The 12,716-nt window shown below is 34.2% G+C and carries 14 protein-coding genes and 1 pseudogene; 3 read left to right on the top strand and 12 right to left on the bottom strand.

The window, feature by feature from the left end:
- Positions 1-4 precede the first annotated feature (4 nt).
- The 3 genes from CQA66_RS04005 to CQA66_RS04015 all read left to right on the top strand — a co-directional run bounded on the left by CQA66_RS04005 (position 5) and on the right by CQA66_RS04015 (position 3,159).
- Entirely contained in the window at positions 5-220 is a 216-nt protein-coding gene (locus tag CQA66_RS04005; RefSeq protein WP_147289204.1) for an arginase family protein, read from the top strand.
- A gap of 94 nt (positions 221-314) precedes the next feature.
- Entirely contained in the window at positions 315-1,265 is a 951-nt protein-coding gene (locus CQA66_RS04010; protein ID WP_104762394.1) for a DMT family transporter, read from the top strand.
- A gap of 193 nt (positions 1,266-1,458) precedes the next feature.
- Positions 1,459-3,159 (top strand): DUF262 domain-containing protein, encoded by a 1,701-nt coding sequence (locus CQA66_RS04015; RefSeq protein WP_104762393.1) that lies wholly within the window; start codon positions 1,459-1,461, stop codon positions 3,157-3,159.
- A gap of 301 nt (positions 3,160-3,460) precedes the next feature.
- Here CQA66_RS04015 and CQA66_RS04020 read toward each other — a convergent pair whose 3' ends face one another.
- The 12 genes and pseudogenes from CQA66_RS04020 to CQA66_RS04060 all read right to left on the bottom strand — a co-directional run.
- Positions 3,461-4,750, bottom strand: coding sequence for a restriction endonuclease subunit S (locus tag CQA66_RS04020; RefSeq protein ID WP_115582546.1), 1,290 nt, complete (start codon positions 4,748-4,750; stop codon positions 3,461-3,463).
- Positions 4,750-5,547, bottom strand: coding sequence for a restriction endonuclease subunit S (locus tag CQA66_RS09465; RefSeq protein ID WP_158656989.1), 798 nt, complete (start codon positions 5,545-5,547; stop codon positions 4,750-4,752). Before CQA66_RS09465 ends, CQA66_RS04020 begins: the two co-directional genes overlap by 1 nt.
- A complete protein-coding gene (locus tag CQA66_RS04030; RefSeq protein WP_244910953.1) occupies positions 5,540-7,318 on the bottom strand; it encodes an HsdM family class I SAM-dependent methyltransferase in 1,779 nt (592 codons plus the stop codon). Before CQA66_RS04030 ends, CQA66_RS09465 begins: the two co-directional genes overlap by 8 nt.
- Positions 7,319-7,762: 444 nt before the next feature.
- Positions 7,763-7,903, bottom strand: a complete 141-nt coding sequence (locus CQA66_RS09255) for a hypothetical protein (protein WP_158656988.1) — start codon at positions 7,901-7,903, stop codon at positions 7,763-7,765.
- 52 nt (positions 7,904-7,955) lie between these two features.
- Positions 7,956-8,132 (bottom strand): hypothetical protein, encoded by a 177-nt coding sequence (locus CQA66_RS09260; RefSeq protein WP_158656987.1) that lies wholly within the window; start codon positions 8,130-8,132, stop codon positions 7,956-7,958.
- 24 nt (positions 8,133-8,156) lie between these two features.
- Positions 8,157-8,486, bottom strand: coding sequence for a R.Pab1 family restriction endonuclease (locus CQA66_RS09470; protein WP_233707660.1), 330 nt, complete (start codon positions 8,484-8,486; stop codon positions 8,157-8,159).
- Between the two features lie 59 nt (positions 8,487-8,545).
- The gene (locus tag CQA66_RS09475; RefSeq protein WP_233707659.1) at positions 8,546-8,728 is read right to left on the bottom strand and encodes a hypothetical protein; all 183 of its coding nucleotides are present in this window, start codon (positions 8,726-8,728) and stop codon (positions 8,546-8,548) included.
- Positions 8,718-9,824: an Eco57I restriction-modification methylase domain-containing protein gene (locus CQA66_RS04040; RefSeq protein WP_104762390.1), complete on the bottom strand. Its 1,107-nt coding sequence runs from the start codon at positions 9,822-9,824 to the stop codon at positions 8,718-8,720. The genes CQA66_RS09475 and CQA66_RS04040 overlap by 11 nt, the downstream gene beginning before the upstream one ends.
- A pseudogene (locus CQA66_RS04045) lies at positions 9,799-10,089 on the bottom strand (GMP synthase (glutamine-hydrolyzing)); the annotation flags it as partial. The gene CQA66_RS04040 and the pseudogene CQA66_RS04045, both read right to left, overlap by 26 nt.
- Positions 10,088-10,858, bottom strand: a complete 771-nt coding sequence (locus CQA66_RS04050; RefSeq protein WP_104762389.1) for a TdeIII family type II restriction endonuclease — start codon at positions 10,856-10,858, stop codon at positions 10,088-10,090. The gene CQA66_RS04050 and the pseudogene CQA66_RS04045, both read right to left, overlap by 2 nt.
- Before the next feature lie 5 nt (positions 10,859-10,863).
- Positions 10,864-12,450 carry a DNA methyltransferase gene (locus tag CQA66_RS04055; RefSeq protein WP_104762388.1) on the bottom strand — a complete coding sequence of 529 codons (1,587 nt, stop codon included), beginning with the start codon at positions 12,448-12,450 and terminating at the stop codon, positions 10,864-10,866.
- Positions 12,451-12,453: 3 nt separating this feature from the next.
- Positions 12,454-12,716 (bottom strand): GMP synthase (glutamine-hydrolyzing) (locus CQA66_RS04060; protein WP_483401382.1); only part of this gene is annotated, 263 nt, incomplete at its 5' end.

The following is a 12,716-nucleotide window of genomic DNA, read 5'->3' on the forward strand; positions in this document are numbered from 1 at the left end:
AAGAGTGATGATTCATTTAGATTTAGATGTATTAGACCCAAAAGAACTCTATATTGCTGTAGGCAATACTGGGAAAATGAGCCTTGCGCAAATATCGCATATTATTCAAGATGTGGCAAAAGAATATGATGTAGTAGGGCTAACGATTGCCGAGCATTTCCCTAAAACACAGATAATACTTAGGCAATTGTTGCAGGATTTGCCATTAATCAAAGACTAGAATGTGATGAACGAGGCATTAACAGATGAATGAAATAGGGCAATTGAAGAGGTGGATTTACTTATCCTGATTTGATATTTTGACAAAGAGCAATTTGGAGTTTGTCAAAGGAGCTAAAGAAAACACTATAAGGACAGATAATGGATTCAATGCGCCTAAAAGGGCATTTACTCGCTATTTTTACAATCATAATATGGGGGGAGTTACATTTAGTTCCACAAAACTTTTGTTGCCCGATTTTGCTCCTGCTGAAATCCTATTTATCCGCTTGTTTATCGCCTATATATTTTTGTGTTTTTTATGCCGCAAAAGCATTGGATTTACAAAATTTAGCAATGAATTACTCTTTGTCATAGCGGGACTAAGCGGAGGATGCTTGTATTTTCTTACAGAAAATATCGCACTCCAATACACCACCGCATCAAACGCCTCGCTACTTGTATCTATTAATCCATTTTTTACAGGATTATTATTTGCTATTATCTATCGCAAAAAATTAAGCAGAAATTTTATCTTAGGATTCTTGGTATCATTTGTTGGTATTTTTTTGATGATATTTCAAGGCAAATTTAGCCTAGAGATTTATCCAATCGGCGATTTTCTCTGTTTGTTGGCTGGTATTATTTGGTCTGTTTATACGCTTTTTTTAGAGATGATTTTCGCACGATTTAGAGGATATTCCCATCTTGCATTTTTAAAGAAAATCTTTTTTTATGGACTGCTTTTTGCCCTGCCATTTGCGCTCTATCAATCAGGTATTTTAAGCGGAGATTTCCGCGCATTGCAAGATAGTGCGCGATATATCAATGCTATGAATCTTGCTAACTTGCTATTTTTAGGACTTATCGCTTCTGGTTTGTGCTATCTGTCATGGAATACAGCCCTCAAGCTGCTTGGCTCTCTAAAGGCAAGCGCATATATCTATGGTGTACCTGTGATTGGCGTAATAGCCGCTTGTGTGAGCCTAAAAGAATCCCTTAGCTACTGCATCATCATTGGCGGATTGCTTACATTGTTTGGATTATTTTTAAGTCAAAGAAAGTAAATGTAGTAAATATTAAGGCTTATAGAAGCTAGCGCATAGTATCACATTGCGATAGATGATGTCGCCACCTAGAAATGCAACGCTTAAAAACGCACCATAACGGCTTTGTAAGCGGTTATATCGGGTCTTTGGAGCTTTATGTTTTTGTTTTTGGATATAATATGTGCAGAAATTTAAGGTTAAGGATAGTGATATGGCAGCCGAAATGAATACTGAAAGTAAAAGCGTATTAAAGTATCTATCTGAAAGCAAATTTTTAATTCCTATGTATCAAAGACCTTACACTTGGGAAGAAGAACAATGCGAGCAACTTTGGAATGATATAGTGGAGTTTTTCGATAATGAAGAAAGACAACAAAATGATGAATACTTTTTAGGTTCTGTGGTAATGTATAAGCAAGATGGCAAACAAAATATCATTGACGGGCAACAAAGAACAACCACCTTAAGTTTATTGTTGAAAGCTTTGTATGATAAGGCTTATAAAGATAAAAGTGAGGAAATCAAACAACTTATTATCAATCTTGAATCTTGCTTATGGGATACTGATGATATTAGTGGTAAGGTTGATTATAACAGCCCACATCTTCAAAGTGATGTTGCTGGAGACGAAGATAAGGTAATGTTGGAAAGTATTTTGTGTAATACTTATGAAATACCAGATAATGAAAATGATATAAAAAATAAAATGAAAAAGTCAAAATCAAACTATGAAAAAAACTACTTATATTTTATTTGTCAATCAAACAATTATGCACAAGGAACACCAATGAAGTGGCGTAAATTATGTGTAACATTGCTTAAATCTTGCATTTTGCTTCCAATAGAATGTAAAGGAGATGATGAAAACAAAAGAATGGAAAATGCGTTACGAATATTCAATACGCTAAATAATAGGGGTATTCCTTTATCTGATTCTGATATTTTTAAAGGAATTATTTTTAAAAATAAAAAAACCCAAAAAGAAAGAAAGTCTTTTGCAGCAGAATGGAAAGAACTAGAAAACAATAATAAAGGTAATATGGATTTTATCTTTAGAAACTATATGCACATTATTCGAGCAAGAAATAACATAAAAACTAGTGAGATTGGTTTGCGTCCATTTTTTACCAAAGAATACAAAGAGGATTTGCAAAATAGTATGGGAGAAATTACAGAGCTAAGCAAATTTTGGAATGGCGAATATAATGAAAATTATAGCCCTAAATCATTGCAGTTTTACGAAGTTTTGTATCTTTTGCCAAATGAATATTGGAAATATTTAGATAGTGCTTATTATATGTATTTCAAGGACAAAAAGGATTATTTTGAATCCCATACACACGAGAAGTTTTTATCTCGGGTTATTACACATTGTATAGTTAAGTTTATTGATAAGCCTACTATTTCAGTTATTAAGCCTATTATATTTAATGCTTATACTTCTTTATATAAAAGAGGTAAAATAGATTTTCAAACAGATACTCAGCAAGTTTTAGAAAATGAATCACACTTTAAAGAGCAGTTTTTTAAAGCTTATAAATTAATTCCCTCACTTTTAATGCTTAATTTATATTTAAAATACCCGAAACAAGAGACAGATATCCTTGGCGAGATTGAACACATTTTTCCAAAAACTACAAATTGGAGAAAAAATTATACAGGCTGGGATAAAGAGGAAGCAGAGCCACTTGTTGAATCTATTGGTAATAAAATGTGGCTTGAGAAAAAACTTAATATTAAAGCAAGTAATGGGTATTTTGATGATAAAAAAGCAGAGTATAACAAATCAAAATTCTTAGAGGCTCAAAATTTGGCAAAATATCCTAAAACAGATTGGCTCAAAGAAGATATAGAATCAAGAAATGAGGAAATTTATAAAAGATTGAAAGAATTTTTTGAGAAAAATTTATAATCAAGAATTCCCCATGCCCCACCTCGCCCAAGCCAAAAAGCCTTTGAGATTATCAAATAATACAAATCAAGCCTAGCAGAGTATTAGCACGCAAATTAACCTTATTGGTTCGCTCAAATAATAAAAAGATTCCATAATCCAAAATGTGAATATTATGAGACTCTTCGCTTTTTTGCAAGCACTAAAACATGACAAGAAAGAATCGTTTGCCCTATTTAGCTTTTCCTCTTGTTAGCTTGAGAGCGAGAAAGAATACTAAAATATTAGCTGTGTTGGTATGCTAAAGTCTTTAGACAAAGTCTCATTCTCTGATAGATTCTAGCTTCTGGGTGTAATAAGCTAGGATTTTTTGTAGGTGTTTTTGTTCTAGCTCTTTCATAAAGGATTCCATAAAGGCATAGTTGGGCTGCCCTTTGGAATCTAGGGGAAGTAAAATTTTTAGAGAATCTGCATTTGCACAACAATTTTTACCATATGAAAACTTAACCGATTGCTTATTGATGCATAAACAAATAAAAAGTAAAATGAAATAATTTACTTGTGTAAATTTTGCTTCTAAAGCCTTAACTCTTGTTCCTATATAAAAATCTATTTTTTGTGTAGCTGCAAAGAAATTGCCTCTATCTGCTAAACTAATAGTAGTTTTGTGGTTAAATTTTTTTCTATTAGGTATGGTTTGAGTATAAACACTCACTCCATTATCTATTGCACTATGGCTTACAATAGGAATCTCTCCTTCAATAATATTTGTTAGAATTAAGTCTCCGCCCGTATAAACCTCAAACAAATCACTAATTTTAAACTCGCCCCATTGAAGTTTGTAATCTTTACAAATATACGTAAGACTCATATAAGGAAAAGCTAAATCTTTATCATCATCAGCTTTTGTAGAGATTGAGTTATTTTGAGATATTTTGCTTAAAGGTTTAGTCTGGCAAGGGGTTAAAGTCTCTATAAACTCTAAATATTCTTGGTAATTAAAGGATATTGCCCCCCCCGATAGTTCTAGCTTATGGGTGTAGTAGGCTAGGATTTTTTGTAGGTGTTTTTGTTCTAGTTCTTTCATAAAGGATTCCATAAATTTATAATTTGGCTCTCCTTTGGAATCTATGGGGAGCATAACTTTTGATTTTCGCATTCTTTTTGGTCTCCATTTTTTCGCATATTCAAAAGATTTTCCGCTTTGTTGGAGCAAGGGGATAATAAATAATGCTATGTAGATATTGAGAGTATGGGCTTTTAAATAAATAGGAGTTACATCATGACTACATACAAAATCACTTTTTTGATAATAAGCGTTTCCTACAGAACCATTATTTGTAATTGCGATACAATTACCTTTAAAAATCCTTTTTTCTACATCTTTTTGCGTTATACCACCGACTTTGTCATAATTTAAAATGGTTTCTTTATTATAAAACGTAGTGATTCCATTGTCATATTGTGTCGCTCCTAGAAATGGTATCGTGCCATTTTTATCTTGCGGGGGTTTTTTATTATAATATCCATCAATAACCTCAAACAAATCACTAATCCTAAACTCGCCCCATTTTATGGATTCTAAGCCTAGTTCATTTTTTGCAATCTCCATTAGGCTACCCTCAAGGAAGGTTGCGAAATCGTCGCTTTGAGGTTGATTGGGTAGGGATTCTTCGTGATGGGATTCTTCAGTCGTGCTTCGCAAGACTTCAGAATGACAAAGGTTATTTTTGTCATGTTGAGCGTAGCGAAACATCTCATGGGATTCTTCGGTCGCACTTCGTGCTTCCTCAGAATGACAAGGGGAGCAAGATTCTTCGCAACGCTCAGAATGACAAGAGGATTTAAAATAATAAGAGCTAGCTTGAGAGCGACAAAGAGGAAGTCTGCCCCCCCCCCGATAGATTCTAGCTTATGGGTGTAGTAGGCTAGGATTTTTTGTAGGTGTTTTTGTTCTAGCTTTCGCATAAAGGATTCCATAAATTTATAATTTGGCTCTCCTTTGGAATCTATGGGGAGCATAATAATTTGTTTCATTAATCTTTCAGAAAATGCTTTATATCCAAAAGCGTATTTTGAAGCATTGCTTTTTACAATTCTTGCTATAAAAAGTCCATTGTGTTTATTAAGCTTGTCATTACCAAAAATCGTAATTTCATCACTTGCTGTAAATTCTCCCTCTACATAATAACAATCGCAAAATGTGCTTATAATGAGTTTATTTTTTGCTATAAAAAGCGGATTGGCTATCATATCAGTTAAACCGTTACTCTCCTTACTTGCGGAATAATAGGGGATATTTCCTTTAACTCTATCTCTCTCAATGAGTCTTTTGCCACGCATTGCAAAATCAAAAATCTCCCCCACAACAAACTCACCCCACCGCATAGATTCTAAATTTTTATTCATTATCAAGCCTTTCATCAGTTTGCATCTGCGTCTTTTCCTCTTCTAAGCCAAAGAGATAGCCCCTGCCGTGCGTTATCATATTAAACTCAAAAGTGAGATAATCTGCCATTGTTTTATCAAAGTCTGCATATTGTGGAATCTCATCATTAAAATAATAAAAACTATGCAGCCACTCATCCTCGGCTTCTATGGTGGTTTTTACACAAAATTTAGATTCTGCTTCCATTTCATCACGCCAGACTTTCAGCAAATGTGCCTTTTTATCCTTTGCGTGGATTGTCTCTACCAAGCCCTTATGCTTTTGGACCTCAAAGCCATCGTTTTCGTAATTGATAAATTTACAAACCTTATCTTTAGGGTGGGGAATCCAAGCGGTAAAAATCGCTATGCAAGGATTTGTCCCTACGCCATAAAAGGTATTTTTATTTAAAGTAATGACGCCTTCCAAGGTGTGCTTTTTTAAGATATTTGCTTTGATTGCCTTTTCTTCTTTGCTCTTTCCTGTCATCGCTGATTGTGGGACGATGACTATTACCTTGCCACCTTTTAAGATAGAATCACATAAATGCTCGCTAAAGGCAATTTCGGTTAGATTTTTATCAATCTTGCCTTGAGAATAAGGCGGATTCATAAAGCCTATATCTGCTTTAAACTCCTCTTGTAATTTATGGGGGTTTTGCTTTAAGAAATCCTCATCATTTAAATTACTCTTGCCATCGCCTCGTAAAACCATATTCGCAGTAGCTACTGCAAACATAAAGGATTGAAGCTCAAAGCCAAAGAGCTGGTGTTGCTTAATGCTATCCTTTTGCGTTTCATTCTTTGCCATTTTTAGCATATAATCCATAGCACAAATCAAAAATCCAGCCGTCCCGCAACAAGGGTCAAAAACTCTATTTTCGGGCTTTAAATCTGCCAAATCGCAAAAAAGCTCGGTGATATGATTAGGCGTTAGCACGATGCCTAGATTCTGTCCATCGGCGTTTCCAAATCGCACAAATTCGCTATAAAACATACCCAAATAATCATAAGAATTTTTGATATTTTCCATAGTATCAAAGATTTCTTGTTTAATATAAGTCGCATAATGCTTGAGTGGAGTGCATTTTAAATGTGGGTGGATTTCATTAATCTTTGTCGAGGTTTTAATCACCGCAAATTCTGCTAAGACTTTATCAAGCTTGACTTGCGGGGAGAGCTGAGAGACTTTAAGCTGCTTTTCTATGAGGTCATAAATTTTCGCCCCATCGGTTTCTACATCCTTTGGCTCACCTGTGAGTGAGGAGAGGTCGATATTATTGCGTTTCATTCGCTCTAGGGCAAGGAGGATCCCAGCGACTATTAAAGGCTTGGTTTTGTTGTCTAACGCCCCATAGTTACGCAAGTCTTCGTGCAAAGTGGCGGCTATTTTTTCTATCTGTTCTTTGGTTTTTTCTTGGGGTGGTTGCTGCTTTAAAATCTCTCTTTTGTAAAAATTTTCGATATTTTTTTCGCTTAGTAGCAAAAAGCTCTCGATATCCTCTAGCGGCTCTTTGATAAATGCTCCATCATCGACAAATAATGGCGTTATTCTGTGTCTTTTCTCATTGCCACTTACTGCGATGGCAAAAACTTTTTTATAGCGGTTTTGGTTTTTAATAATATGCTTTGCATACCATAAAGCCCCATTGAGTGCATAGTTTTTGATATGCTCTTGCTCCTGTGAGATGAGATTGTTAGAATCTAGCTTGCAATGATTACTCACATCTGCTTTATTCTCAACTACAATCACAAAATCTTTTACTACACCTATGAAATCGGGGACGCCGTGATTACCCGTGCCTCCTTTAGAAGCACTTTTTAGAGCATCAGTTAATACCTTATTTTGCCCCCCCCCCGCACACTTGCGCCTTGTGGTTCTAGGTCTAGCCCCGCATCTTTTGCTAGTTTATTCACCCAAAAATCTGTTTTAATCTCTTTTCCCATTGCTTCCCTTTAACACTACAATATAAAACGCAAAATTATAGCAAAGTTCCCGAAAATGGCTAGACATTAGCGGTATTTATCGAATATCAAGCCTAGAATCTCTTGGGTTTCAATGTGCTAAATTCTTTGATTTTTCTAAAAGTATTTTGTATCGGTTTGTCTGTGTGATATTGCCTTGCAAAAGCATATATTTCATAATCACAGATTTGGCATATTGATTACTTGCAAATACCTTATCCTTTTCATATTCTTAACTATAAACTTCAAGCGGATTATGTTCTTTGGATTTTGGACAAAGTGGAAACTCACTTGCCGTTATCCAATTTCTTTGCCTTGCATTTTCTGGATAAATAGCTTGCGTATCATAAGAATTATCCTGTACAGATTCCATAGATTTTGTATTTATGGGATAAAGTGGCTTATAAATCCATTCGCCTATGCCGTTATTTTGGTAAGAATCTTCTTTGTTTGTCTGTTTTTCTGTGTAAAAATAAATACTCTAAATTTTTAAGGCAATTTCGTGCCTCTTCCATACTAACTTGTCGCATCCATTGGAGTTTTTGCGATTCATTTGCTAGGGCTTTCTCTCTGGAGGGTTTGCTAGTAATATCATACACCACGCGATTAATGCCTTTATTTTATTTCTATCCATCTTTGATAACCTTTAAAATTTCTAACACATCATAATTGTGATTTTTACTTAAAATTCCAAAAACCTTAAAGCACTCAAGCACAAATGCCTTGTGGCTAGCATTTAATGATAAAAGCCCGCATTCTTTAGTTCTAGCAACTCTTCCAAGAAAAGTTATATCATTTTTAGATTCTAATTCTGTGATAGGAAAGCACACATAAAGCATAGGTTGTGCTCCTATGGCTCTTTGCTTTTCTTTGATTATGATTTCGACCAACACATCAAAATTGCCAAATTTATGAACCAAGAGCGGATATTTTACTTCGCTTACATAAAATTCCATATCTAAAATTTGCTTTTGCTTTGGATAGCTTCTAAAAATTTGTAAATCCTCTCTGCTATCTATGAAATCATCGTTTTTAAGTTTTTGTAAAAATGTGCAAAGATTTTCAATCTCTGCCTTGTTGCAGTTAGAATTCCATATTCATAAAAGCTATTTCTTATCTTTACTCTAATCTTGCCGCTTTGTGTTGTAAGCGGAATCTCTACACAAATTTTATTATCTCTCACACTTTCAATCCTCATAATGCTCCCCTAGCAAATCTTTAAAATACTGCATTATATCCTCACTTAGAATCTTGTTTTCACTTGCTTTGATAAATGCAGATTCTAAGGTTTGAAATTTCTTAAAATCTATCAAAACATCACAATTTCCTAGATAATAAGGAATATGCTTAATAATTTGTTTAAACACATCAACATAGCAATACAAGCTATATTTATCTTGTGTAATATAAATGGTATTGATATTTTCTTTTGTCATAAAGGTTTTTGAACGTTTTAAGGCATTAATATCGCGCAGAGTATAAAACATTGCTACCTTTTGAGATTCGCATACCCGCTTTTTATTGGGATATTTATCAATAAATTTTGCGATAAAATCAAAATCATTGAGCCTAAAAGATTTGCCTTCATAAGTTTTAAAAGAAAAATTACAAATAAAGTTATAATCCATTCCTTGATTGTCTCTTTTATATAATGCGATGACAATCGGAAAAAATCCTAAAGATTTGGGACAAAAAATTTGCGAACTAATGATGATAGAATCTTTTAAATGATAATGTTTGATAAAGTCTTTTAGTGATTTAAAGTTTGATTGCTTAATCAAATACGAAAGCGGATGAAGCACACAAATATAATCAGCTTTTAATATATCAAATGAGCGCAAGAAGCTAATGCCTATATCTCGTGCTTTAAGATGAGAATCCACAGGGTTAGAATCTGTGCTTTTAAGGTGATTTTGCACAATAGAAGTTGTGTCATTATAAGGCGGATTACCAATGATGATGAGTTTATCAGATTCTAAAATATTAAATTTTTCTCTTGAGACATTTTGCAAGGAGTTTGTATGGATAAATAAGGGATTCATATAAGAATCTTTAAAATATGCTTTTGCTTTTGATAAGGCAATACTATCAATATCTACACCAATATTTTGTTTAAACCCCTCTAGTTGCAAAAAGCTTCCATAGCCACAAGAGCTATCAAGTAAAATATAATCTTTTATATCAATTTTAGAATCTAAGAGCATTTGATAGACAAGTCGCACAATAGAATCTGGTGTATAAAAACTCCCTTGATTAATCATTTGGATTTTATTCAAATGTGCTTGTATCGTCATTCTCCCACTCAATCGTTCCTGGGGGTTTGCTAGTAATATCATACACCACGCGGTTAATGCCCTCAACCTCATTAATAATGCGGTTAGAGACAGATTCTAAAAAGCTATGGGGCAAATGTGCAAAAGTCGCCAAGCCATACAGAATCTTGCCATCGATTGCCTCAACCGCTCGGATGCAAATAGTATTATCATAAGTGCGATTATCGCCCATTACCCCCACACTTCGGACATTGAGCAACACGCAAAACGCCTGCCACACTTGATTACTCATTTCTGTTAAATCTCTCAAAATACTCATCAATTTCTTCTCGCATTTCTTGCCCAACCTCTTCAAAAGCTGACAAAATTAGTTCATAGCTTCCTGCTCCACCCAAAAAATCCCAGAATTCTTCTGCCACCTTTAATTCGGATTCTAAATCAAGCATTCCCGCCATTGTCCATCGTTCATAAGGTTTTGGCATATAGGGATTATAAGGTATAGCAATGAGTGAATTAATCTTTGCGTTTGGATTATTAAGCCCAAAGCAACCTACCCAAGTCAAAAGCGTACGTTTAAATTCTTTAAATCCTCCCTTATTTGGTTTAGCGGTTTTAATGTCAATTAAATACACATTATCATTCTTTTGCAAAAATAAATCCACCTTTGTAGGCTTAACCTTGCTTAACTCCCCACTCTGTGAGTTTAATATTCTAGCAATTTCCATAGTTTTATTAGGCTTAGAATTTCCACCTTCCAAAGAATCCATAATGTCTTGTATTACCCTCTGTGCTTCTTTAGTAATCGTATTTGGAACTTCCATTTGACGTTTGATACTATCAAAATGGCTTGAAGCCAATTCTTCAGCCACAGGCTCGAAAATACTTGTACCAAAGTTGGTATTGAGACTTTGGATAAAGCTATAAAGTGCCATTCTATCTTTACCTAAAAGTCTTGTATGAAAGGGCATTGAAGAAGTTTCGGGCTTATAATTTTCAAATTTATTGCGTAATGCTTGAAAGAGGCGATTTTTAATATTGCTTTTAAGATTTTGCATTTTCTTCACTCCTCCCTTAAATGAAAGATACTCTCACTATATCTATTCTTATCTTTCTCACTACGATTAAGCACGGGTCTATCATATTTTTTTACAATACTCATATTTGCAAGTTCTGCAATTTTTGGATAGAGATTAAATTTATCATTTGCTACCAAAAATATATTGTAATCCTCTTTTAAGAATCTTTTAGCATTATTCAGAGCAGTTGCGATGCCTTGAATGTATTTTTCTTGTGCGTTTTTGCTTTGTCCATTACTTAGTTTGCCAATTTCTAAATTATCTTTGCGAGGTAATCCAAAAATATCGTAAGCATAAGCGTGTTGTTCGTGATAATCAATCAGCCCCACATAAGGAGGAGAGCTAAAGATTCCAGCGATTTTTTGGGATTTGATAAGTTGCGCAAAAGCCTTATCTTGTTTTTGCACGAAGTTGATAATATCCACATTTGTAGAATCTGCATTGAGACATATTTGTGTGGTATCGCTTCGCAAAGATTCAAACTCTCTTAATCGCTTCAAGGTATCTTTTGCGTAACTTTTCCACCATTTTGCAATACTAAAAAGGGGTTTGCAGATTCTGCCGTGCTTTTTGCAATAATAAGTTGTTGTAATGGGTTCTAAAAGTGTAGCCAAATCTGAATGTGTCGTAGCACGGCAACTCCTTACTGTGCGACTTAGAATAATACATAAAACATCTTGTAAGCATTTAGGTGCTTTTAAAATCTCATTTTTAAGCAATAAAATTTCTTGTTTTATGGAATTCATATACCATTTTTCAAAAAAATTCCCCTGTATGTTCGTGCTAATATTTATGTGATAAAGCTTCACTAAATCATTATAAATCTTTAAAAACTCTTTCTCTTTTGTCTCTCCATAAGCTTTTTCGTCAATTTGTTTTAAAGCAACTTGACGCTTAAAGGTTTTATTGGGAAAATATATTTGATTAAATTCACTCAAAACATTATTTAAAGCTGATTCAAAAGAGCTAATTTGTAGATTTTTTGAATATTTTTCTAGGAGATTTGTAAGTTTTATAAGCTCTATTTCAAGAGTATTTAAATCATATTTTGCAATTTTAGCATTACAAAGCATCGTATTAAAATATGAAATATCAATCCCAATGGCGTTCATTCCTAGTTCATTTGCTACACACAAAGTCGTGCCACTACCTGCAAAAATATCTAGCACAATATCATTTGGTTTAAAGTAAGTTTCTAGCTTGATAGAATCTGTGTGAGAATCTAAAAAATATTCGACAAGTTGGGGGATAAACTTGCCTTTATAAGGGTGGATTCTATGAATATGCTTAGTTGTCTCTGCTTCTTTATATTGCGCAAAAGAAAGGGGCGATTCTAAATGTTTTTGTGATTTAACAGTGCTATCATAGTAATCTTTTAATTCATTTTTATCAATCAAATTTTCTTTTGGATTCTTGCTATGATTTGCAATTTTGCCATAGTTTAAAAGATACATTACATTATTACTTGTTACTCTTTTTCCTAAATATTCGCTCGCCCAAATGCTAGCCTGTTTGGGTGTGAGTAATAGTGAAGATTGTTTATCGGTAAAATCAAATAGGCTTTGCGTCATTCCCTACTCCCACTTTAATCTACCTGGGGGTTTGCTAGTAATATCATACACCACACGATTAATGCCCTCAACCTCATTAATAATGCGATTAGAGACAGATTCTAAAAAGCTATGGGGCAAATGTGCAAAAGTCGCCAAGCCATACAGAATCTTGCCATCGATTGCCTCAACCGCTCGGATGCAAATAGTATTATCATAAGTGCGATTATCGCCCATTACCCCCACACTTCGGACATTGAGCAACACGCAAAACGCCTGCCACACTT

Origin of the sequence: Helicobacter aurati (assembly GCF_003364265.1) — a bacterium.
Classification (GTDB): Bacteria; Campylobacterota; Campylobacteria; order Campylobacterales; family Helicobacteraceae; genus Helicobacter_A; species Helicobacter_A aurati.

What these genes read in the sequence shown, in the direction of transcription:
- CQA66_RS04015 (WP_104762393.1), top strand. Translation starts at nt 1,459, where the DNA reads ATGGCAGCCGAAATGAATACTGAAAGTAAAAGCGTATTAAAGTATCTA.
- CQA66_RS04020 (WP_115582546.1), bottom strand. Translation starts at nt 4,750, where the DNA reads ATGGAGATTGCAAAAAATGAACTAGGCTTAGAATCCATAAAATGGGGC.
- CQA66_RS09465 (WP_158656989.1), bottom strand. Translation starts at nt 5,547, where the DNA reads ATGAATAAAAATTTAGAATCTATGCGGTGGGGTGAGTTTGTTGTGGGG.
- CQA66_RS09255 (WP_158656988.1), bottom strand. Translation starts at nt 7,903, where the DNA reads ATGGAATCTGTACAGGATAATTCTTATGATACGCAAGCTATTTATCCA.
- CQA66_RS09470 (WP_233707660.1), bottom strand. Translation starts at nt 8,486, where the DNA reads ATGGAATTTTATGTAAGCGAAGTAAAATATCCGCTCTTGGTTCATAAA.
- CQA66_RS09475 (WP_233707659.1), bottom strand. Translation starts at nt 8,728, where the DNA reads ATGAGGATTGAAAGTGTGAGAGATAATAAAATTTGTGTAGAGATTCCG.
- CQA66_RS04040 (WP_104762390.1), bottom strand. Translation starts at nt 9,824, where the DNA reads ATGACGATACAAGCACATTTGAATAAAATCCAAATGATTAATCAAGGG.
- CQA66_RS04050 (WP_104762389.1), bottom strand. Translation starts at nt 10,858, where the DNA reads ATGCAAAATCTTAAAAGCAATATTAAAAATCGCCTCTTTCAAGCATTA.
- CQA66_RS04055 (WP_104762388.1), bottom strand. Translation starts at nt 12,450, where the DNA reads ATGACGCAAAGCCTATTTGATTTTACCGATAAACAATCTTCACTATTA.